The organism is Fructilactobacillus florum 8D (genome assembly GCF_000512295.1).
In the GTDB taxonomy this organism is placed as follows: domain Bacteria; phylum Bacillota; class Bacilli; order Lactobacillales; family Lactobacillaceae; genus Fructilactobacillus; species Fructilactobacillus florum.
Genome location: NZ_ALXG01000026.1, coordinates 50,161 through 72,402, shown reverse-complemented (window position 1 = coordinate 72,402; position 22,242 = coordinate 50,161). Strand labels below are relative to the sequence as shown.

The 22,242-nt window shown below is 43.0% G+C and carries 21 protein-coding genes; 12 read left to right on the top strand and 9 right to left on the bottom strand.

Annotation, left to right across the window (positions count from 1 at the left end):
- Positions 1-98 precede the first annotated feature (98 nt).
- From rpsR to dnaA, 9 genes are all read right to left on the bottom strand, one after another.
- Complete coding sequence (gene rpsR, locus B808_RS02965; RefSeq protein ID WP_009166395.1) at positions 99-350, bottom strand: 30S ribosomal protein S18; 252 nt, start codon at positions 348-350, stop codon at positions 99-101.
- A 35-nt stretch (positions 351-385) separates the two neighbouring features.
- Entirely contained in the window at positions 386-895 is a 510-nt protein-coding gene (ssb, locus tag B808_RS02960) for a single-stranded DNA-binding protein (RefSeq protein WP_009166396.1), read from the bottom strand.
- Positions 896-921: 26 nt separating this feature from the next.
- The gene (gene rpsF / locus B808_RS02955; protein WP_009166397.1) at positions 922-1,215 is read right to left on the bottom strand and encodes a 30S ribosomal protein S6; all 294 of its coding nucleotides are present in this window, start codon (positions 1,213-1,215) and stop codon (positions 922-924) included.
- A gap of 189 nt (positions 1,216-1,404) precedes the next feature.
- Complete coding sequence (gene gyrA, locus B808_RS02950) at positions 1,405-3,879, bottom strand: DNA gyrase subunit A (protein ID WP_035421857.1); 2,475 nt, start codon at positions 3,877-3,879, stop codon at positions 1,405-1,407.
- Positions 3,880-3,933: 54 nt separating this feature from the next.
- Positions 3,934-5,883: a DNA topoisomerase (ATP-hydrolyzing) subunit B gene (gyrB, locus tag B808_RS02945; RefSeq protein WP_009166399.1), complete on the bottom strand. Its 1,950-nt coding sequence runs from the start codon at positions 5,881-5,883 to the stop codon at positions 3,934-3,936.
- Between the two features lie 28 nt (positions 5,884-5,911).
- The gene (recF, locus tag B808_RS02940; RefSeq protein WP_009166400.1) at positions 5,912-7,024 is read right to left on the bottom strand and encodes a DNA replication/repair protein RecF; all 1,113 of its coding nucleotides are present in this window, start codon (positions 7,022-7,024) and stop codon (positions 5,912-5,914) included.
- Between the two features lie 8 nt (positions 7,025-7,032).
- Positions 7,033-7,251: a S4 domain-containing protein YaaA gene (gene yaaA, locus B808_RS02935; RefSeq protein WP_035421855.1), complete on the bottom strand. Its 219-nt coding sequence runs from the start codon at positions 7,249-7,251 to the stop codon at positions 7,033-7,035.
- A gap of 166 nt (positions 7,252-7,417) precedes the next feature.
- Complete coding sequence (dnaN, locus tag B808_RS02930) at positions 7,418-8,557, bottom strand: DNA polymerase III subunit beta (protein WP_035421852.1); 1,140 nt, start codon at positions 8,555-8,557, stop codon at positions 7,418-7,420.
- Between the two features lie 190 nt (positions 8,558-8,747).
- Positions 8,748-10,073, bottom strand: a complete 1,326-nt coding sequence (dnaA, locus tag B808_RS02925; protein ID WP_081716729.1) for a chromosomal replication initiator protein DnaA — start codon at positions 10,071-10,073, stop codon at positions 8,748-8,750.
- Between the two features lie 487 nt (positions 10,074-10,560).
- On the opposite strand from dnaA, the gene rpmH reads away from it, so the two are divergent.
- The 12 genes from rpmH to citF all read left to right on the top strand — a co-directional run bounded on the left by rpmH (position 10,561) and on the right by citF (position 22,227).
- The gene (rpmH, locus tag B808_RS02920; RefSeq protein WP_035421847.1) at positions 10,561-10,695 is read left to right on the top strand and encodes a 50S ribosomal protein L34; all 135 of its coding nucleotides are present in this window, start codon (positions 10,561-10,563) and stop codon (positions 10,693-10,695) included.
- A 61-nt stretch (positions 10,696-10,756) separates the two neighbouring features.
- Positions 10,757-11,119 carry a ribonuclease P protein component gene (gene rnpA, locus B808_RS02915; protein ID WP_035421845.1) on the top strand — a complete coding sequence of 121 codons (363 nt, stop codon included), beginning with the start codon at positions 10,757-10,759 and terminating at the stop codon, positions 11,117-11,119.
- Positions 11,113-11,949, top strand: coding sequence for a membrane protein insertase YidC (yidC, locus tag B808_RS02910; protein ID WP_035421843.1), 837 nt, complete (start codon positions 11,113-11,115; stop codon positions 11,947-11,949). The genes rnpA and yidC overlap by 7 nt, the downstream gene beginning before the upstream one ends.
- Positions 11,950-12,101: 152 nt before the next feature.
- Positions 12,102-12,830, top strand: coding sequence for an RNA-binding cell elongation regulator Jag/EloR (gene jag, locus B808_RS02905; protein WP_035421841.1), 729 nt, complete (start codon positions 12,102-12,104; stop codon positions 12,828-12,830).
- A 151-nt stretch (positions 12,831-12,981) separates the two neighbouring features.
- On the top strand, positions 12,982-14,373 hold the full coding sequence (gene mnmE / locus B808_RS02900) for a tRNA uridine-5-carboxymethylaminomethyl(34) synthesis GTPase MnmE (protein ID WP_035421838.1): 1,392 nt from the start codon (positions 12,982-12,984) through the stop codon (positions 14,371-14,373).
- Positions 14,374-14,408: 35 nt separating this feature from the next.
- Positions 14,409-16,337 carry a tRNA uridine-5-carboxymethylaminomethyl(34) synthesis enzyme MnmG gene (gene mnmG / locus B808_RS02895; RefSeq protein ID WP_035421836.1) on the top strand — a complete coding sequence of 643 codons (1,929 nt, stop codon included), beginning with the start codon at positions 14,409-14,411 and terminating at the stop codon, positions 16,335-16,337.
- 115 nt (positions 16,338-16,452) lie between these two features.
- Entirely contained in the window at positions 16,453-17,250 is a 798-nt protein-coding gene (locus B808_RS02890) for an alpha/beta fold hydrolase (protein ID WP_035421834.1), read from the top strand.
- A gap of 45 nt (positions 17,251-17,295) precedes the next feature.
- Complete coding sequence (locus B808_RS02885; protein ID WP_035421832.1) at positions 17,296-18,444, top strand: NAD(P)-dependent malic enzyme; 1,149 nt, start codon at positions 17,296-17,298, stop codon at positions 18,442-18,444.
- An 8-nt stretch (positions 18,445-18,452) separates the two neighbouring features.
- The gene (gene citC / locus B808_RS02880) at positions 18,453-19,502 is read left to right on the top strand and encodes a [citrate (pro-3S)-lyase] ligase (protein WP_035421830.1); all 1,050 of its coding nucleotides are present in this window, start codon (positions 18,453-18,455) and stop codon (positions 19,500-19,502) included.
- Positions 19,492-19,785, top strand: coding sequence for a citrate lyase acyl carrier protein (gene citD, locus B808_RS02875; protein WP_009166412.1), 294 nt, complete (start codon positions 19,492-19,494; stop codon positions 19,783-19,785). Before citC ends, citD begins: the two co-directional genes overlap by 11 nt.
- Complete coding sequence (gene citE / locus B808_RS02870) at positions 19,785-20,699, top strand: citrate (pro-3S)-lyase subunit beta (RefSeq protein WP_009166413.1); 915 nt, start codon at positions 19,785-19,787, stop codon at positions 20,697-20,699. The genes citD and citE overlap by 1 nt, the downstream gene beginning before the upstream one ends.
- Positions 20,689-22,227 carry a citrate lyase subunit alpha gene (citF, locus tag B808_RS02865; protein ID WP_035421829.1) on the top strand — a complete coding sequence of 513 codons (1,539 nt, stop codon included), beginning with the start codon at positions 20,689-20,691 and terminating at the stop codon, positions 22,225-22,227. Before citE ends, citF begins: the two co-directional genes overlap by 11 nt.
- Positions 22,228-22,242: the final 15 nt, after the last annotated feature.

Here is a 22,242-nt window from a genome sequence, read left to right as displayed (position 1 = left end):
AAATTTAATGTTTGTTAAACTTTCTTTAATTATACCAGTGTTATCCCGAAAATTTTAGTTATAAAAAAAGACTTAGCCGTAGCTAAATCTTTTTTTAACTAGTCTTCTACTACGAATGGTAACAAGCCCATAATTCGTGCTCGTTTAATCGCAATGGTCAACTTACGCTGGTTTTTGGCACTTGTTCCACTAACTCGACGGGGTAAAATTTTACCTCGTTCTGAAATAAAGCGCCGCAATAGGTCAACATCTTTATAATCAATGTATTCGATGTGGTTAGCAGCGATAAAATCAACTTTTCGGCGTCGGTGTCCTCCACGACGTCCGCGTGCGTGTCGTTGTTCAGCCATGTTATTCCCTCCTTTATATTAAGGTAAACTCTTCTTTAGAACGGTAAATCATCATCAGAAATATCAATTTGGTCACCAGACCCGGCAAATGGATCAGCAGCTGGGTTATCATTGCTACTTGAGCTAGTGCCGGTGTTCGGTTGGTTATTCTGGTTATTTGGTGTCCCAAATGGATTTTGTTGCGGAGCCTGGCTACCGTTGTTGGAATTCCCCTGCGCACCACCTTGTCGGGGTTCTAGCAGCGTGAAGTTTTCTACAACTACCTCGGTTACGTAGACTCGTTGACCCTGTTTGTTTTCGTAGTTTCGGGTTTGAATCCGTCCCTCAACTCCCAGTAACGAGCCCTTGTGAACAAAGTTTGCCAAATTTTCAGCTGATTTCCGCCAAATAACACAATTGACGAAGTCAGCTTCCCGATCACCATTAGCATTAGTGAACCGGCGGTCAACAGCCAAGTTAAAGGTTCCTACGGCTGTGCCTCCTTGGGTGTATCGCAAATCAACATCACGTGTTAAACGTCCAGTTAGGACAACGGTATTAATCATCTGAAACGCTCCCTTCAAATCGCAAACTAGGCATCACGCTTAACAGTCATTTGACGTAAGATGTTATCGCTAAATTTAGCTAAACGATCAAATTCGTCAATGGCCCGGTTATCATCAGCAGTTAAATTAACTACGTGGTAAATACCTTCAGTGAAACCACCAATTTCGTAAGCAAAACGACGCTTTGACCAATCCTTTGAGTCAAGAATCTGGGCTCCATTATCAGTCAAAATCTTATCGAAGCGTTCCACTAATTCAGACTTAGCAGCTTCGTCAATGTCAGGACGAATAATGTAAGTAATCTCATACTTGTTTTCCATGAATATGCACCTCCTTATGGACTATCGGCTCTTCAGTGATTTGAAGAGCAAGGGGACTTAGATTAATTAATCTAAATCACATCTGCTAATTTTATCACGAAGTATTCTAAATTTCAATCTACGAAATGTTTTTTGCGATACGTCCCCAAATACGCAAAAAAAGAAACCCTCGGGTTTCTTTTTTTATTTTTATTCAGTTTGCATTGAATCTGATTCCTCAGCGGCGGGAGCAACAATCGTCATGGTAGCTACCTTTGAACCATCATCCAAGCGAATCAAATGCACTCCAAGGGTTGCTCGACCGGTTTGCGAGACATCCGCAATGGCCATTCGAATCAGCACTCCCTGGGTAGTAATCAGCATCACATCTTCATCGCCAGCAACAACGTTCATTCCCACTAAAGGACCATTTTTTTCCTTAATCTGGGCGGTCTTAATTCCTTTGCCGCCACGTCCTTTAATCGGATACTGAGCCACCGGCGTTTGCTTTCCAAATCCATTTTCAGAAATTACAAAAACTTGTTGGCCTGGAATTAAACGATCGGCACCAATGACCCAGTCATTTGGACGCAGCCGAACACCACGCACCCCGGTAGCCGAACGACCCATCAATCGCACTGCATCAACTTGAAAGCTAACCGCATAACCCTGCCGAGTTGCTAAAATCATATTCTGATTAGATTTCACTAGTAAGACTTTAATTACTTCATCATGCTCTCGCAGGTTGATTGCTTTTAACCCATTATTTCTAATGTTAACAAATTCAGCCAATGCCGTTCGCTTAACCGTCCCCATCTTGGTAGTAAAGAACAACTGGTCTGGCTGATTTGGCGCTGGATTTGCAACGTTTAAAATGGTTTGAATCTTTTCATGCTGATCAAGATGCAGCAGGTTAACAATCGGAAGTCCCTTAGCAGAACGGCCATATTCTGGCACTTCATAGGCTTTCAGCCGATAAACTTTTCCCTTATTAGTGAAAAAGAGCAAACTATCATGGGTCGAACTAGTTAACAGGTGTTCAATAAAGTCGTCTTTATTAATTCCCATCCCCTTAATTCCACGACCACCACGATTTTGCGCCTTGAAATCATCCGTTGTAATGCGTTTAACATACCCATTGTGCGTTAGCGTAATCGTGACATTTTTATCTTCGATTAGATCCTCGTCCTCGATGTTAGTAATTTCACCAATCATCAATTTCGTCCGCCGCTTATCGCCAAACCGCCGCTGGATGTCCAACAATTCGTTGTAGATAATCTCATTAACCCGATCATGACTGGCCAAGATCTCTTGATAGTCCTTGATCTGGGCAACTAATTTATCATGTTCGTCTGTAATCTTGTCACGCTCTAGCCCCGTCAAACGAACTAATCGCATATCCAAAATTGCCTGGGCCTGCTTGTCATCAAGCTCAAAATTTGTAATCAATTCTTGTTTAGCAACATCACCGGTTTTTGAACTACGAATAATCTTAATTACCGCTTCAATATTATCAAGGGCTACCAATAAACCGACTAAAATATGGGCACGAGCCTGCGCTTTTTTCAAATTAAACCGGGTTCTACGAACAATTACTTCTACCTGGTATTCCAGGTATTCGTTTAAAATCTCCTTGAGACTCAGAACTTTAGGGGAACCATCACTAATGGCTAACATATTAAAACTATATGAAGTTTGCATCAGAGTTAATTTGTATAGATTATTCAAAACCACTTCGGCGCTAGCATCGTGGCGAATGTCGATGGCAATCCGCATTCCTTCCCGGTCAGATTCGTCATTAATCGCTGTAATCCCATTAATCCGCTTATCTCTGACCAGTTCTGCAATTCGTTCGATTAATTTAGCTTTGTTGACCATGTAAGGAAGTTCAGTAACGGCAATAATTTCTTTGCCATTTTTTTCCGTTTCAATCTCGACCCGGGCTCGTACTGTAATGTTACCCCGACCAGTTTCATAGGCTTTACGAATTCCTGATTTGCCCATCACAATTCCACCGGTTGGAAAATCAGGTCCCGGTAAAACTTCCATTAATTCTGTAACACTAGCATCCGGACGCTTCATCAAGAGATGAATTGCTGAGATAACTTCACTTAGATTATGCGGAGGAATATTTGTCGCCATTCCCACTGCGATCCCCGTTGCCCCGTTTAATAGCAGATTAGGGATTCGTGCTGGTAAAACTACTGGTTCTCGTTCGGTTCCATCATAATTGGGCGCAAAGTCAACGGTATCCTTGTTCAAATCTCGAAGCATTTCAAGAGAAATTCGGCTCAAGCGCGCTTCAGTATACCGCATCGCTGCTGCCCCATCACCATCAACTGACCCAAAGTTTCCATGACCATCGACTAGCAAGTAACGATAACTAAAGTCCTGTGCCATACGAACCATCGCTTCATAAATAGAACTATCACCATGTGGATGATATTTCCCCATAACATCCCCAACGATTCGCGCAGATTTTTTATATGGTTTGTCTGGAGTAACTCCCAACTGATCCATTCCATACAAAATTCGACGGTTAACTGGTTTGAGCCCATCACGGACATCTGGCAACGCCCGCGCTACAATCACGCTCATGGCGTAATCCAAGAACGATGACTTCATTTTCCTTGATAATTCAATGTTTGTAATCCTGCTATCAGGTGTTCCAGCGTCGTTTGCCACTTGAATAACCTCCGTTCCCTCTCTTACTTGCCTGGTAATGTTTCACATGAAACATTACACATCTAGGTTTTCCACAAATTTGGCATTTGCTTCGATAAATTGACGACGAGGACCAACTTCTTCTCCCATTAACATGGTAAAAGCAGCCGCTGCAGCCTCGGCATCATCCGAAGTAACTCGCAGTAAACGACGATTTTCCGGATTCATTGTAGTATCCCACAATTGTTCCGCATCCATCTCTCCTAGTCCTTTGTACCGCTGAATTTGCGGCTTGGGCGCAGCTGGAAGCGATCCGAGCAGTGTCTGTAGTTCTTCATCGGAATCAATATACTGTTGAAATTTATTTCCCTGGCGAACCCGATATAAAGGAGGTTGTGCAATGTAGACATACCCCGCATCAATCATGGGACGCATAAAGTTATAGATTAAAGTCAACAACAGCGTTTGGATGTGGGCTCCGTCAACATCAGCATCCGTCATAATAATTAGTTTATGATAGTGAGCTTTGTTAACATCAAATTCTGAACCAAATCCAGTTCCCATCGCGGTAAACAATGACCGGATTTCTTCGTTGGATAGAATTCGATCCATCGTGGCCTTTTCAACGTTTAAAATTTTACCGCGAATCGGCAAAATTGCCTGGGTTAACCGGGAGCGTCCCTGTTTGGCCGACCCCCCAGCAGAATCTCCCTCCACGATAAACAATTCTGAAATTTTAGGATCCTTACTAGTATTGTTGGCCAATTTACCGGGCAAGTTATTAATTTCCAAACCACTCTTTTTCCGAGTAACTTCGCGGGCTCGTTTAGCAGCAGAACGGGCCTTAGCAGCCAATAGTCCCTTTTGAACAATCTCTCGAGCAACCTGCGGATGTTCATTCATAAACTGTGAAAATTCCTGACTAAAAACGTGATTCGTTGCTGTCCGTGCATCCGAGTTACCTAATTTGGTTTTGGTCTGCCCCTCAAATTGTGGATCTGGATGTTTCACACTAACAACCGCCGTAATGCCTTCGCGAACATCTGGCCCTGTGAGATTTTCTTCGTTATCTTTAATCAGCTTGTTGGTTCGTCCGTAACTGTTAATGATTCTGGTCAGTGCTTGCTTAAAGCCTTCTTCGTGGGTTCCACCCTCATAGGTATTGATGTTATTAGTGAATGTTTTTAAGGTACTGTGATAATCATTTGTGTATTGTAGTGACACCTCGACAGTGATGCCATTTTCAACCCCTTCGACGTACACTGGGTCTGGAAAAACTGGTTGCCGCCCTCGATCCAAGAATTCTACGTAGTGCCTGATTCCGCCTTCATAAAGAAAGTCGTGTTCAACTGGTTCTTTTGACCGCTCATCTCGAATTGAAATCTGAAGGCCTTTGTTTAGAAAAGCTAATTCACGGACCCGGGTCGTTAGGGTCTCCATATCAAAGACGGTGGTCTCCGTAAAGACATCTGGATCCGGTAAAAAGTGCACCTTCGTACCATGCTCTTCGTGTGGTGCTGTTCCAATTTGTTTCATGGGCGTCTGTACATGCCCTCTGACAAAATCCATATAATAGCGTTTGCCATCACGAGTAACTTCGACTGCTAGTTCGGCGGAGAGAGCATTAACCACCGAAGCTCCTACACCATGAAGCCCTCCAGAAACCTTGTATCCACCACCACCAAACTTACCTCCGGCATGGAGAATAGTGAAAACTGTTTCTAACGCCGATTTGCCAGTTTCTTTTTGCAAATCAACTGGAATCCCCCGACCATTATCAGTAACTGTAATACTGTTATCTTTTTCAATTACAACGCTGATTTTAGTGGCAAACCCAGCAAGGGCTTCATCGATCCCATTATCAACAATTTCCCAGACTAAATGATGCAAGCCTTGTGAATTAGTGGCTCCAATGTACATCCCGGGACGTTTACGAACTGCCTGTAATCCCTTCAAAACCTGAATCTGGCTGGCATCATATTCAAGCGCCTGCTCTGCTTTACTTTCCTCTGGCCGATCAGTCATTTTCGTTCCTCCTTTGTCATGCTGTTTCCTACTCCAAAATCTTTCCTGCTTGAATCCGAAAAACAGCCGGACTGTGAATGAGCTTCATCGTAATATCGCTCATGCTAGTTGTTGTCAAAAACGTCTGCACTTTATCTTGAATAGCCGTCAACAAATGGGTTTGCCGCTCACAATCTAACTCGGATAAAACATCGTCTAATAATAAGACTGGATACTCCCCGGTTTCCTCTTTCATCAGATCAATTTCTGCTAGTTTGGTAGCCAGCGCTGCAGTTCGTTGTTGTCCTTGAGAACCATACACAGCTACGTCCTTTCCGTTTACCAAAAATCGTAAATCATCGCGATGTGGTCCAAACAACGTGGCCCCTTGACGAATTTCTTTATCTCGATTGGCTTCAAATTGGGCGCGCAAGCCCTGGTAGATACTCTCAACTGAAGTCAGTTTGTCCTTGGGAAGCGCTGTTACATAACTAAACTTCAAGATTTCTTTTTGATGCGAAATTTCTTGATGAATGGACTGAGACCAGTGTTGTAATTTTTGTAACAACTGCACTCGTTGATAGATCACTTCGGCAGCATACGCCGCTAATTGATCAGACAAAACAGCTAAGTAAACCAAATCATGAGCCTGATGGAAATGCAATTGACGCAAGTAGTTATTTCTTTGCTTTAAAATATGTCGATACTGCGTAACATTATAAAGATAGCGGTTACTCATCTGACCAAACTCGATATCCATGAATCGACGTCGTTGTTGCGGTGCTCCTTTTACCAACTTGAGATCCTCGGGCGCGAACAAAATTACATTTAATGCGCCAATATAACTGGATAATTTTGCTTGTTCGATGTGATTTAACTTAGCTCGCTTATTTTTGGGACGTAAACTCAGTTCTAGCTGGATCGTACCTGCGTTCCGCTGGACAACCCCGCATAAATCAGCCGTGGCCGCCTCCCAACTAATTAATTCCCGGTTATTATTAGTCCGATGACTGCGCGTCAAGGCCAAAACGTAGAGTGCCTCTAACAGATTAGTTTTTCCCTGCGCATTGGCTCCGATTAACACGTTAATGCCAGACGAAAAATGAGCTTGCAACTTTTGATAATTACGAAAATTTTGTAATTTTAAGTCTGTCACCTGCATACAGCCGCCTACTTAGCCTTGATAAAAAAAAGACCCGTTTCAGGGACTCTGATCGTATCACCCGGATACAATTTTTTCCCTCGCCGATTTTCTGGATCATCATTAACAAAGACCGCCTTTTCACGCAAATACCACTTGGCTTGTCCACCAGAAGCAATAATATCCTGCATCTTTAATAATTGACCCAATGTTATATAGGGAGTGTTGATTACAACCTCTTTTTTCATCCTGCACCCGCTTTCAATTATCTTAATTATACGCTAAAAATCCTAAAAAGTACATATTGCCCATTTATAGACGCTCTCAGCGATGTAGAACTTTTTGCGATAAAAATCACCATTAGGAATAAAAAAAGCGCATATCGAATGATATGCGCTTTTTTATATTCTTTCTCTAAAAAGTTCTAACGGGCGTTATTAGTTGAATAAATTCATCTGGTCGCTCCAACGGCTTAATGGTAAAGGGGCGAAGTGCCGAAGTAAAGGCCACTTCGACTGGAACCGATCCAAAGACCCGCAGTGCTTCTCGCAAATAATCTGGGTTAAATGAAATTTCAAGATCATTACCACTCAAAGCTTGTGGTTCTAAATTTTCTTCAACTTTTCCGACATCTGGAGAATTACCGGTAATCATAACTTGCTTATCTGCCGGCTTAATCGTTAGTTTAATCACATTATTCCGAGATTCATGTGACAACAGCGAAGCTCGCTCAACTGCTGCTAGAAGCTCACCAGCTGCAAACTGAACTTTTGTATCCGAACTATTAGGAATTAGACGGGAAGTATCAGGATAGTTTCCTTCTAGCAGGCGGGAATAAAACTGTGTTTCCCCGAAGGTAAACAACACCTGATTCTCTGACAAACTAAGTTTAATTAAATCTTCCTCATCGTCTAGCATGCGCGAAAGTTCTTTCAAACTATCGCCAGGAATGACGAAATCAGCTGGCGAGGTGAGTGGACTTTCCAATTCAACTTCGCGTTGACTTAATCGATGACTGTCCGTGGCCACTGCCAATAAATGTTTTTCCAACGTAAAGTGAACTCCAGTTAGAATTGGGCGACTTTCTTGTTTTGAAACCGCAATGACCGTTTGACTAATTACTTCTCGTAACAATTTAGCTGGTAGTTCAATTTGGTGCTCATGATCAATTTCTGGCAGGTGGGGATAGCCATTTGCATCTAGTCCATTAATATTAAATTCAGAATTCCCAGATTTAATCGTGGTTTGATACTGATCAGCAACGTCTACTTGGAGTTCTCGATCTGGGAGTTTCTTGACAATTTCTGCAAAAAAACGGGCTGGTGAGAGTACCAAACTACCGGTTGCTTGAATCTGGAGTTCGTTGTCAGGGTTAGAGGTACTAATCGTGGTTTGAATTGAAATATCTGCATTACTTCCAGTTAGCATAATTTCATGGTCAGTTACATCAATTTTTAATCCCGTTAAAATTGGAATGGTGGTCTTTGCAGAAATTGCTCGTTGCACCACATTGAGTGCCTTAATAAACGCAACACGATTAATTGAAAAATTCATATGGTCAGCCTCCTAGCTGGGTTTAATTTAATTAAATTAAAAGACTTAGTAGTAGTAGCAGGACCTGTTATTTGTGTTGATAACTAGGTGAATGGTTATTAACTGCACGCGCAGTCCCTGTTGATAACTTTGTGGGTAAACCAGACTATTTTTTTATAGTTATCCACAAGTGCATTATATCATTAGGCAGTTAATGTTTTAATTCGGTTCGTAATTCAGTGAGTTGTTTTTTTAATTCAGGATCGGTCCCTAACCGTTGACTAACTTTTTTACAAGCATTCATCACGGTGGTGTGATCTTTTCCACCAAAAGATTCGCCAATTTTGGGTAACGAATTATCAGTTAGTTCACGGGCGAGATACATTGCAATTTGGCGAGGTTGCACAATTGATTGGACTCTTTTTTTACCCTTTAGATCTCTGACAGAAACGCTGAAATAAGAGGCCGTGGTCTTAATGATGAGCTCCGGTGTTAGGGGATTTTTAGTCTGAGTTAATTTAAGTGATCGAAGTGATTCCGCAACTAAATCCATGGTAATCGGCGTTTGTTTTAAGGCCGCATAGGCTTTGATGTGCGATAATGCCCCTTCTAGTTCTCGGACGTTTGAGTCGATCTGACCAGCAATGTAACTCATGATGTCGTCTGAGATATCAAGTCCCTCTGATTTGGCTTTTGCTCGTAAAATTGCAGAACGTGTTTCTAAATCGGGAGCGGTGATATCAACTGATAGTCCCCATTTGAACCGTGAAACCAACCGATCGGTTAGCGAATTGATTTCATTGGGGAGCCGGTCAGCTGTCATTACAATTTGCTTATTTTCTTCATATAAAGCGTTAAAAGTATTGAAAAATTCGTCCTGAGTTCCTTCCTTGTTAGCCAGGAACTGAATATCGTCAACTAGGAGTAGATCAACTTTGCGATAAATACCGCGAAATTCCTGCATTTTATTGTTTTGCAGGGCGTCAATGAAGTCATTAGTAAATTTTTCGGTCGTAACATACTTCACAACGGCCTCTGGATGGTTAGCGAGGACTTTGTTACCGATGGCCTGCATCAGGTGGGTTTTACCAAGGCCAACTCCACCATAGAAAAAGAGTGGATTATAGACTTTTCCAGGATCCTCTGAGACGGCTAAAGCAGCCGCATGTGCCATCTGGTTTCCCTGCCCAATTACAAAGGTATCAAACGTGTAGTTTGGATTGAGATGGGGATCAGTCACCGGCTTTTGGGTAACCGGTTGCTGGGGGCGTGTCAGCGGTTGGGCGTCACCTGGCAAGATGGTTTTGGGGGTGATATCTTGATGGGTAATACCGTAGGCATACTCAATAAATGATGAAGTTAAATTACTGTTCCAATAATCTTGGTGCAATGAGGTAGGCACCTCAATCGTGAGGACCTTTCCGTCAAAGGAAATTGGTTTTGCTGAATCAATCCATGTGGCAAACGTATTATGATCAAATTTAGGGTTTGCTTTGAATTTTGCTTTGATTTGATTCCAAAGGTCTGTTTCATTCATACGAAGTCGTCCTCCTAGGAAAAACATAGCCGTAGTTTAGCACGAAAAAAATAAGTTTTCCACAGAGGTAATCAGTCTGTGTATAAATGTTTCACATTAGTGGTAAAAGTTTTCCACAAGGGTGTGAATTAAAATCAAGTCCAGGGAAAAAATTGAGTTTTCAACCACTTGCTGTGGATAACAAAAGCCTGTTATAAATAGTTTTAGACTAGATCTATAAATTTATTAACAACCTGTGGATAAAAATAAATAACAGCTGTGGATTTGTGGAAAATATTGGGAAAACATTGTTAATATATGCTACAGTTATCCACAGGAATTCACAGGTGTTTTTTATGAAACTTTTTTTAAAGCCACGGATTGTGGGCTGTAATCGGAAATTAGTTCTTTGCGCAAATTTTGTTTTGTGATATCATTGAAAGGAAATACTAGTTAGAGTATTAATTAAGCGAATTAGGTAATCAAAAGAAAGTAAGGAGGGTTTGTAATGAAGCGAACTTACCAACCTAAGAAACGTCACCGTAATCGGGTGCATGGTTTCCGTGCCCGGATGAGCACTAAAAATGGTCGTAGAGTATTAGCTCGTCGGCGGCAAAAAGGTAGAAAAGTATTGTCTGCATAGACCACTGATTCTTCGGTGGCCTTTTTTATTTTAAACAGACGGTAGTTTGGAGACCCTTTTAATGAAAAAGTCATATCGCGTAAAAAAGGAAGCAGAATTTCAGCAAGTTTTTGAAAAACATCAATCAGTTGCTAATCGACAATTTGTAATTTATCAAATGGAAAAACCGGGTCAGGTACATTTCCGAATTGGGATTTCGGTTGGGAAAAAAGTTGGCAATGCAGTACATCGGAATTGGGTTAAACGGCGAATCCGCCAGACTATGACGGAACTAAAGCCTAAATTACGTCCGGATGTTGATATTTTGATAATTGCTCGTCCGCAGGCGGATGGAATGTCGATGGCCGCAGTGCGGGCGAGTCTCCGGCACGCATTAAAACTGGCCCAGCTCCTGGAAACTGATGAACATGGGGAAGAATCGTGAAAAAAAATAAAAAATATCGTTTGCTAGCGCTGATCGGCAGTTTGGGAATTTTATTATCTGCTTGTAGTACAGCGCCAATTAATAGTCATAGCAGTGGTATCTGGGATGGTTTAATTGTTTATAATTTCTCGCGCGCCATTATTTGGCTATCACGAGCTTTTAATAACAATTATGGAATTGGAATCATTCTGTTTACAATTGTGGTTCGTATTATCATCTTGCCACTGATGATTTATCAAACACGCAGTATGAAAAAGACTGGGGAGTTACAGCCGCAGCTGAAAGCTTTACAGCAAAAATATTCATCACGAGATACTGAGACGATGATGAAGTTACAAACGGAACAACGCCAACTTTATAAAGAAGCTGGGGTGCATCCGATTGCTAGTATGCTACCGCTGATAGTTCAACTGCCGATTATTTTTGCTTTGTATCAAGCAATTTTGCGAACGCCAGTGTTGAAAACGGGAGAGTTTCTCTGGTTACAATTGGGGAACCGCGATCCATATCTGGTGTTACCAATTCTAGCAGCGCTCTTCACCTTCTTTAGTTCTTGGCTTTCGATGAAATCTCAACCGGAGACAAACGGAATGGTGATGATGATGACCATTTTCATGCCGATTGTAATCTTTTTTACGGCCTTGAGTGTTCCATCTGCGCTTTCGCTATACTGGGTGGTGACTAATGCTTTCCAGGTTGTGCAGACGTTGTTTATTCAGAATCCGTGGAAAATGCAACGAGAACGGGATGAAAAAGCACGGGCTCAAAGGGAGCATGATCGAGCAGTTGCCAAGGCCGTTCGGCGGGCAAAACGCAGTCACAAAAAATAGTTTAGGTAACCACGAATAGAAATATTCGTGGTTATTTTTTAATCAATTATATTTTTCGAAATTTAATAATCTAAAATCTAAAAACCTCTTTTTAGTCGGTTGCTTTTGTGCTATGCTGAACAAATGAAATTAAATTGTGGGAGATTGAAATCATGCCTAAGTACGAAGGCGACACGCTTGCAGCAGCAATTGAAAATGGATTAACAGCATTACAACTTGATCGAAAAAATGCACAAATAAAAATTTTACAGCAACCACAACCCGGTTTTTGGGGGTTATTTAAGAAACCAGCACAAGTCGAAATCAAACGGCAGGCAGTTTCTAATGCTCAGCAAGCCACCTTGCCTGAGCAGCAACCTGAGGGAGAAGCAGCGCAACCAGTCACTCAGCGACCAGCTGCAACGCGACCGCAGACTAGATTCGACAAAAACTATGCGGTGGTTCATGATCTAGCTACCTATTTGCAAAATGTTTTAGACCAGCTTGGGATTACAGCAACGCTGAAAGTGGCAATGCCTACTAGTAAGTACGTGTACATTGATTGTCAGACTGATAAGGAAGGTTTGTTAATTGGAAAACACGGGCGTACGATTAATGCGCTTCAGCAACTTTGTGAATTTTATTTGAACAATCATGGGGTTAATTATGTTGAAGTAACCGTAGATACCGCTGATTACCGGGCACGACGTCGGGTGATTTTGTCTGATTTAGTGCGCAAGACGGCGAGAGATGTTCAAATGAGTGGTCAGCCTGTCTATCTGGATGCTATGCCAGCTGCAGAACGAAAACAGGTGCACAGTGAAATTGAGGTCTATGATGATTTGATGACCTATTCGATTGGAAATGATCCTAACCGCGAAGTAGTTGTGGCACCTCGATAGTTATAATTTGACAATGATAATGGTTAAATTTAACATGAGATTAAGTTTAATTTATCTTGATAAAGTAGTGAAAGTACTTTGTCCCAGGGCAATCGCATGTCTGGGGTGGGTACTTTTTTTATGTAATGAAGCGGTTGGGAGGCTTTGAAGCATGTCATTGATGACAACGGATTACGATACAATTGCAGCTATTTCGACTCCGCCAGGTGTTGGTGGGATCGCAATTGTTCGGGTGAGCGGGAGCACTGCTATTGCACTGGTTGAAAAGGTTTTTTCTGGACCAGATTTAACTAAAGTGGCAACTCATACGATTAACTACGGTCATCTGATCGATGCGGGTGCTCATCGAGAAACCGTTGATGAAGTCATGGTGACGGTAATGCGGGCGCCACAAACTTATACTAAAGAAGATATCGTTGAGATTAATTGTCACGGAGGGATTGAAGTTACTAACCAAGTACTTCAGTTAGTTTTGCGGCAAGGGGCTCGGTTGGCCGAGCCGGGAGAATTTACCAAGCGGGCTTTTTTGAACGGTCGCATTGATTTATCGCAGTCCGAGGCAGTGATGGATTTGATTGATGCCAAGACAGCAACAGCACAAAAGGCAGCGTTGAATCAGTTGGATGGTAGTTTGTCACGGGTGGTCAAACGATTGCGCCAAGAGTTAGTGGATTTACTGGCAAACGTTGAAGTGAATATTGACTATCCCGAATACGATGGTGCAGAGACAGTCACCACGAAACTAATGCAAACAAAGACCAATAAAATTATGCAGGAACTAGATGAGCTACTGCAGACGGAACAACAAGGTAAAATCTTACGTGATGGCTTGGAAACCGCAATTGTTGGTCGGCCTAACGTGGGGAAATCTAGCCTATTAAATTGTTTATTACATGAAAATAAGGCAATTGTAACTGATGTTCCGGGAACGACCCGTGATGTTCTCGATGAGTATGTTAATGTGCGCGGGGTCCCGCTCCACCTGATTGATACGGCTGGGATTCGAAAAACTGACAACCAGGTGGAAAAGATCGGGGTCGATCGGTCCAAAGCGGCTTTGAAAAAGGCTGACTTGGTGTTGTTGGTATTAAATGCTAGTGAAAAACTAACGGCTGGTGACCGAGAGTTACTAGCAGCAACCCAAGACAGTAAACGCATAATCTTATTAAATAAAACTGATTTACCGGAACTAATTGAACTAGATCAACTGGATGTTCCAAAAGCAACCCTTATAAAAACCTCTGCGGTAGCTGAAAATGGAACTAGGGCACTCGAAGCAGCGCTTGCAAAACTATTTTTTGAAGAGGGAGTTACTTCCACCCAGCTCGATGTCATGGTTACGAACGCTCGGCAGGCTAGCTTGTTAGAGCAGGCTCGGTCTGCTTTGCAGACTGTTTTGGAAGGGCTGAAGCAAGGGTTGCCAGTTGATATTGTTCAAATTGATTTACAACGAGCTTGGGAGTTTTTGGGTGAGATAACCGGTGACAACTATGATGATGAATTGATGGATCAATTATTTAAAAAATTTTGTATTGGAAAATAAAATGTTTCATGTGAAACACGAAGGGGGTTTTCCGAGTGGAAAAGTTAAAAGAGACCACCGTCCAGCACCCGTACGATGCGGGTCACTATGATGTTATCGTAGTAGGAGCGGGCCATGCTGGTTGTGAAGCTGCATTGGCTGCTGCGCGAATGGGACAGCGAACATTGTTATTAACCATTAGCCTAGAGATGGTGGCATTTATGCCCTGTAACCCTTCGCTTGGTGGTCCGGCAAAGGGAACCGTCGTCAGAGAGATTGATGCACTGGGTGGTGAGATGGGTAAAATCATTGACCAAACGTACATTCAGATGCGGTTGTTGAACACAGGAAAGGGACCAGCAGTTCAAGCGCTACGTGCCCAGGCCGATAAGCATGCTTATCATGCCGCAATGAAGCACGTGATTGAACAACAGGAAGGCCTGGTATTGCGGCAAGCAATTGTTGATGATTTGTTGGTAACTAGCGACCAGATCGATGGCGTGGTTACCAACACGGGAGCAGCTTATTATGCCCCGGCAGTGGTTCTAGCTACCGGCACCTCTGCTCGTGGTCAAATTTATATTGGCGAATTGCGCTATTCCTCTGGACCGAATAATTCGGTACCTTCGATTAGACTTTCGGAGAATCTAGCTGCGAAGGGGTTCCCATTGGAGCGGTTCAAAACTGGCACCCCGCCGCGGGTAAATGGGAAAACAATCGACTATACAGAGCTAGAGGAACAACCGGGTGATGCGCAACCGCATCATTTTAGTTTCACAACAGCGTATGATGATTATTTGTCAGTGGCAGATCAGGTTTCCTGCTGGCTCACTTACACTAATCCACAGACACATCAGCTCATTCGAGATCATCTAGACCGGTCTCCACTGTTTAATGGAGTACTTGATGGGATTGGTCCGCGGTACTGTCCGTCATTAGAAGACAAGGTTGTTCGCTTTGCTGATAAGGACCGACACCAGGTTTTCTTGGAACCAGAAGGACGTGAGAATGAAGAATGGTACGTTGACGGGATGTCAACTTCAATGCCAGAAGAAATTCAACAAGAAATGTTGCACTCCGTTAAGGGGCTCGAACATGCTGAACTCATGCGACCAGGCTATGCTATTGAATATGACATCATTCCCCCTGACCAAATGAAGCCTAATATGGAAAGCAAACGAATTGCTGGACTGTTCACCGCCGGTCAGACGAATGGGACATCTGGTTACGAAGAAGCAGCGGGTCAGGGTCTACTGGCTGGGATTAATGCGGCTCGAAAAAACCAACAATTGGAACCCGTTGTTTTAAAGCGGTCTGATGGATATATTGGGGTGTTAATTGATGACTTAGTGACCAAGGGGACGAATGAACCTTATCGGCTATTGACTAGTCGAGCTGAGTACCGGTTGTTATTGCGAAATGATAATGCCGATTTACGCCTAACCCCCTTGGGTTATGAGCTGGGTTTGATTTCAGAAGCACGCTATTTAAGGTTCAAAAAGAAGCAAGCAGCGATAGCTTCAGAATTGCAACGATTACAAACTATCCGAGTTAAACCAGGAGCAGCTGTCAATGATTTTGTGACCCAGCATGGCGACAAGCCATTGCAAGATGGTATCGTGGCAGCCCAATTTTTGCGACGTCCTTACGTTGATTATGATCAGTTATTAAAGTTTATTCCGGCCCGAGAAACGCCCTTAGCTCCAGAGGAAGTTGAACAGGTAACGGTTCAAACAAAATACGCTGGCTATATTCAAAAAGAAGAAGAAAAGGTAGCTAAATTGCGCCGGATGGAACAAAAGAAAATTCCTGCAAGCATTGATTACGATAAGATTGCGGGGATTGCTACGGAGGGACGGGAAAAATTAAAACAAATTCAACCAGCAACCTTAGCACAAGCTGCCCGCATCAGTGGTGTTAACCCCTCAGACTTGTCGATTCTGAGTGTGTATATCCAACAGGGGCGAGTGGCAAAGACGAAGTAAATTGATTGATCAGTCTGATGTTCATTTTTCTGCGGATGCAGAAATTTGTTCAGCAACAGGCTGGTTTTTTTGTTTATAATACAAATATAGCCTTGCGATAAAGGGAGGACGCACGATGAAATTCTATACGAATGATCGGATTGAAATTGCCTATGATGATTTTGGCAATTCAACGCAAACACCAGTTGTGATTCTTTCTGGAATCGGAGCGTACAAGGAATATTGGCAAGCAACCATTCAGGCCCTAGTAGCGAAAAACTACCGGGTTATTAATATTGACGCGCGGAATCAGGGTCAGTCGGAACATACTAGAAAGGGATTGCGAATTACTCGGCATGCAATGGATCTGCGGGAATTATTAATAAAGTTACACGTGAAACATCCCATTTTAATGGGTAATTCGATGGGGGCAGCGACCATGTTTGCTTACGTTTCTTTGTTTGGGGAGCAAGAGGTGGCAGCCCTAGTAGATGTTGATCAAAGTCCTAAGATGATTAATGATGATCAATGGCAGTATGGTTTTACTGATTTACATTGGGATGACTTTCATATGCGGCTTCGCCAGCCCTTAGGGAAGCCGACCTATCATAATTTTGATGATCAATTGTTTGCAAAATTGCAAACTCTGAAACAACAATACCCTTACGATGCAGAGTTAAATTATCCCCTATTACTTGATCATGCAACGCAGGATTGGCGCGATGTTGTCACGAGCCTGCAAAAGCCGTTGCTGGTGGTTACAGGCGACCACTCGCCCTTTTTCCCAGTAGCGGTTGGAAATGTCATGGAGCAAATGAACCCGTTGGTACAGGCGACGACTATTATGAATGCTGGGCATTTAGTTATGGCAGAACAGCCCTGCCAATTTAATCAAACTTTGTTATCATTTTTAGCAACAGTTGGTGCGGCTTGAAAATCCAGATAATTATTATAAGAAACTTCTAATGGAGGAACCACGATGACAGATGATGTTTTTGAAATACACAAGAAACATACCGGAATTTTAGGAATTGAAGGAGATTTCCCCGTTGAAAACAAGGAGGAATTGGGCTTGGCTTATACACCGGGCGTGGCTCAGGTCGCAAAGGCCATCCAAAAAGATCCTAAACTAAAGGATGTTTACACGATGAGCGGGAAGCTAGTGGCAGTTGTGACTGATGGAACTGCTGTTTTGGGTCTAGGAAACATCGGACCAGGAGCAGGGTTACCGATTGTAGAAGGCAAGGCGTTGCTGTATAAAGATTTAGCTCAAGTAGATGCCGTTCCGTTAGCATTGGAACCAGAGGATGCTACAACTATGGCGCACCATTTACAGGCGATCGCCCCTTCCTTTGCAGGATTTCATCTAGAAGATATTGCGGCACCAAAGTGTTTTGAATTAGAAGAAGAATTGCGAAAACTGGTTGATATACCAGTTTATCATGATGATCAAGAAGGAACGGCGATTGTGATTCTAGCTGGGCTAATCAATGCTGCACGAGTGGTTCAAAAGCCACTGTCAGAGCTAAAAGTTGTCTTAAACGGGGTCGGCGCCTCCGGAGTAGCAACAGCTCGTTTGTTAGATGCAGTTGGACTGAAGCGGTTAACGTTGGTCGATGTCGATGGAGTCGTTCATCCTGATAGCCAAAATTACAATCATTATCAAACTGATTTGGCGCAGAACTTTCAAGGAGTGGCTGGGGAAACCTTAGATGATGTGATTGCTGACCAGGACGTTTTTATTGGTTTATCAGTAGCCAACGTTTTAAGTCCCCAACAAGTTCAGCGGATGGCAGCACAACCGATCATTTTTGCGTTGGCTAATCCAGTCCCAGAGATTGATCCAGAAGAAGCTAGAGCAGCTGGTGCGACGGTCGTGGCCACTGGCTCTAGCAAGTATCCTAACCAAGTTAATAATATCTTAGCTTTTCCCGGCTTGTATCGAGGATTATTACAGAGTGGCATTAAAAGTGTGACGCCTGCCATGGAAGCCACGGTTGCAAAGGCGCTGGCCGGGATGATTGCAACGCCAACTGCTCAAACAATTGTGCCCGGAGTTTTTGACGCCGGGGTGGTTCAAACGGTTTCGCAAGCAGTCATGGAGTTAGAAAATAATACAGAGAAGTAGGTGGTGACGTGAATCCAGAAATTAGAGCGCTCAATCTCCAAGCAGAAGATAGTAAAAGGCAGTGGGAAGACTTCTTAATTGGATTAGGCATTCAGGATTTTTCTGATACGGAAGTTAGCCAGTTAGATCAAACCCTGGGATTGTTTAGTGATGGACAGTTAGTGGCGACTGGGTCTGCGGCAGGCAATATTTTAAAGTATGTTGCAGTTAACCATACGGATTTAGAGAGTGCTGGTTATTTTAATCGAGTGGTTTCAGCATTACTGACGAATCTGAGTCAACGGGGAATTTTCCATGTGCTGGTTTATACCAAGCCACAATACTCGCTTAGTTTTCAAAGAGTCGGCTTTCAAGAGATTGTTCACAGTGAAACTGCCGCCTTTTTGGAAACAGGTGATACCAGCATTTCAGATTATCTAGCCAAGCTTCCTCACGATTCCAGTGGACAAGCTGGTGCAATTGTTATGAATGCTAACCCGTTTACTTTGGGTCATCGTTTTTTAGTGGAACAAGCTGCTACCCAGTGTGATCGAGTCTATGTCTTTGTTGTCAGTACTAATCGGTCGTTGTTTAGTGCGAAGGAACGGCTGGACTTGGTGCGGGCGGGGACGGCTGATTTAAAAAACGTTATCGTGGTACCAGGGGCTGATTATCTGGTGAGCTATGCGACGTTTCCAGCCTATTTTCTTTCAGCGACCACGGATAAAATCGTTTATCAAACGACGATTGATGCACTCATTTTCAAGGAACGCATTGCTCCAGAAATTGGGATTGCCACCCGCTTTTTAGGAACAGAACCGCAGTCTAAAACGACTGACACATATAACCAAGTGTTACAACGAGTTCTACCACCAGCAGTTCGTGTGACCGTCTTACCGCGCAAAACAGCTCCTGACGGTCAGGTAATCTCCGCACGGGTGGTTCGGTATGCGATAAAAAATGATATGATTAAAAGCGTTCAAGCCATTGTTCCGGTTTCAACGTATACATTTTTAAATAATCATTTAGAAGAATTACAGCAGCGGATTAAGAAAGGAATGAAGATTGATGGAAATTAAACAGACCGCCATCGACGGTACGTTAGAGTCATCAGATATTCAAATTACGGTTAGCCAAGGAACTGCTGGTGTACAAATCGAATTGACCTCCGATGTCGCCGAGCGTTTTGGGACACAGATTAAAGCAACAATTGCGCAGATTGCCAATGACTTTCAGCTTGAAAATGTCAAAATTAAAGCCGTTGATCAAGGCGCATTGGACTGTGTCATCAAGGCTCGAACAATTACTGCCATTCAACGAGCACTGCAAACTAGTGCTGAACCAGCATGGGAGGTACTCTAATGGTTTTTAAACAAGATCGGTTACGGCGAACCATGATGTTTGTTCCTGGAAACAATGCGGGAATGCTGAAAGACGCTGGTATTTACGGAGCTGACTCGATTATGTTTGATTTAGAGGATGCGGTTTCACTGGCAGAAAAGGATTCTGCTCGGACATTAGTCTATGAGGCATTGAAAACGGTTGACTACGGTGATACCGAACTGGTGGTTCGAGTTAATGGTTTGGATACTGAATTTGTCAAAGCTGATGTTTTGGCAATGGTTAAAGCCGGAATTGATGTCATCCGGATTCCTAAAACTGAAAATGCTGCAATGATTAAAGAGATGGAGTCACTAGTTGCTGAGGCAGAACAACGCTTCGGTCGACCAGTGGGGAGCACGCACATTATGGCAGCCATTGAAAGTGCTGAAGGCGTTTTAAATGTACCCGCAATTGCTAAGGCCTCTGAGCGGATGATTGGGGTAGCGTTATCAGCAGAAGACTATACTACTGATTTGCAGACGCACCGTTATCCAGATGGCAAGGAATTAGAATTCGCCAGAAACATGATTATTCATGCGGCGCGGGCAGCGCATATTTCTGCGTTTGACACGGTATATACGGATGTTGATAATACGCAGGGATTGATTGATGAAACCGAGTATATTCATCAATTAGGTTACGATGGAAAGTCGGTTATTAATCCGCGACAAATTCCAGTAATTAATTCGGTTTTTGAACCAACTGAGGCTCAAGTTAAAAACGCTCAAAATGTTATTGCTGCCATTGAACGAGCACATCAAGCTGGTTCTGGAGTTATTTCTATGAACGGTCAGATGGTTGATCGACCTGTGGTTTTGCGGGCTGAACGAGTTATGAAACTAGCCCAAGCATCTGGAATTGTCGACAAGGAGGGTCATTACATTGGAAAATAAGTTAGGTCGAACGTTACCAGCAGACGTCATGGAACAGTTACAACTGACCCCATTTCAAACCACCGAAATTGGGAACCCTGAAGTTCAACGGACTGCTCCTCAGGTCCGGTTGTCAACCGGAAATGATAAAGTTACGAATGATTTGAAAAAAATTATTCAAGAAAATGTTCATGATGGTATGACGATCTCTTTTCATCATCATTTCCGTAATGGAGACTTTGTTTTTAACCAAGTAATGAAAATTATCATGGAACTAGGAATCAAGAACCTCACCTTGGCCCCTTCTTCACTAACAGGAGTTATGAATGACGTTGCAATTGAAGCAATCAAACAGGGAACGGTAACTGCCATCACAACTTCTGGAATGCGGGGCTCGCTAGGAGATGCAGTCTCACATGGTTTGCTAGCTAAGCCGGTGATTTTCCGGTCACATGGTGGTCGGGCACGAGCCATCGAAAACGGCGAAATTAAGATTGACGTCGCTTTCTTGGGAGTTCCTAATGCGGATCGTTGTGGAAATGCCAATGGTAGTTATGGCGATGAAGCCTTTGGTTCTTTAGGCTATGCTTTGATGGATGCCAACTATGCTAACAAAGTGGTTTTGCTAACCGATAATCTAGTTGATTATCCCAACACCCCTGCTTCTATCAAACAAACTCAAGTTGATTACGTGGTAGAGGTTGATCAGGTTGGTGATCCGGATAAAATTGGTTCAGGAGCTACCCGCTTTACGAAAGATCCTAAAAATTTAAAGATTGCTAACTTAGTAAGTGATGTAATTACTAATTCAAGCTACTTTAAAGATGGATTCTCGTTTCAAACTGGTTCTGGTGGAGCTGCTTTGGCAGTTACTCGTTACTTGCGAGCTGCCATGGAAGCAAGTAATATCCATGCTTCGTTTGGATTAGGTGGGATTACTAATCCAATGGTGGAGCTACTAGAAGCGGGCTTGATTGATAAATTGATGGACGTCCAAGACTTTGATAAAGTGGCAGCGCAGTCCATGAAAAACAATTTAAATCAACAAGAAATCGATGCTTCTTGGTATGCTGATCCCGATAATAAAGCCGCCATGGTGGATCAGTTGGATGTTTCCATTTTGAGTGCGCTAGAAATTGATACGGACTTTAATGTCAATGTCTTGACTGGTGCTGATGGAATTATTCGCGGAGCGGTCGGTGGTCATCAAGATGCAGCCACTGCCAAGCTAACCATCATTTGTACTCCATTAGTACGAGGTCGTATTCCCTCAGTTGTTAAGAGTGCGAATACCGTGGTCACTCCCGGAAGCTCCGTTGATGTTTTAGTAACAGAACGTGGAATTGCTGTAAATCCGCAACGACCAGATTTATTAGCACAGTTGCAAAACGTACCGGGACTCCAAATCTATTCGATTGATGAGTTAGCCGAGCTAGCCCAACAAATTGTTGGTACAGAAGCCCCATTAGAGTTTACTGATCGGACGGTTGCGCTTGTGGAATATCGTGATGGCTCAATTATCGATGCCATTAAACAGCGTAAAGATTAAAATTATAAAGTGGCT

Coding starts and splice junctions, on each gene's coding strand:
- gyrB (WP_009166399.1), bottom strand. CDS start 5,883: ATGACTGATCGGCCAGAGGAAAGTAAAGCAGAGCAGGCGCTTGAATAT.
- mnmE (WP_035421838.1), top strand. CDS start 12,982: ATGTCATTGATGACAACGGATTACGATACAATTGCAGCTATTTCGACT.
- dnaA (WP_081716729.1), bottom strand. CDS start 10,073: ATGAATGAAACAGACCTTTGGAATCAAATCAAAGCAAAATTCAAAGCA.
- jag (WP_035421841.1), top strand. CDS start 12,102: ATGCCTAAGTACGAAGGCGACACGCTTGCAGCAGCAATTGAAAATGGA.
- citD (WP_009166412.1), top strand. CDS start 19,492: ATGGAAATTAAACAGACCGCCATCGACGGTACGTTAGAGTCATCAGAT.
- rnpA (WP_035421845.1), top strand. CDS start 10,757: ATGAAAAAGTCATATCGCGTAAAAAAGGAAGCAGAATTTCAGCAAGTT.
- rpsF (WP_009166397.1), bottom strand. CDS start 1,215: ATGGAAAACAAGTATGAGATTACTTACATTATTCGTCCTGACATTGAC.
- yaaA (WP_035421855.1), bottom strand. CDS start 7,251: ATGAAAAAAGAGGTTGTAATCAACACTCCCTATATAACATTGGGTCAA.
- citE (WP_009166413.1), top strand. CDS start 19,785: ATGGTTTTTAAACAAGATCGGTTACGGCGAACCATGATGTTTGTTCCT.
- B808_RS02885 (WP_035421832.1), top strand. CDS start 17,296: ATGACAGATGATGTTTTTGAAATACACAAGAAACATACCGGAATTTTA.
- rpmH (WP_035421847.1), top strand. CDS start 10,561: ATGAAGCGAACTTACCAACCTAAGAAACGTCACCGTAATCGGGTGCAT.
- ssb (WP_009166396.1), bottom strand. CDS start 895: ATGATTAATACCGTTGTCCTAACTGGACGTTTAACACGTGATGTTGAT.
- recF (WP_009166400.1), bottom strand. CDS start 7,024: ATGCAGGTGACAGACTTAAAATTACAAAATTTTCGTAATTATCAAAAG.
- B808_RS02890 (WP_035421834.1), top strand. CDS start 16,453: ATGAAATTCTATACGAATGATCGGATTGAAATTGCCTATGATGATTTT.
- rpsR (WP_009166395.1), bottom strand. CDS start 350: ATGGCTGAACAACGACACGCACGCGGACGTCGTGGAGGACACCGACGC.
- dnaN (WP_035421852.1), bottom strand. CDS start 8,557: ATGAATTTTTCAATTAATCGTGTTGCGTTTATTAAGGCACTCAATGTG.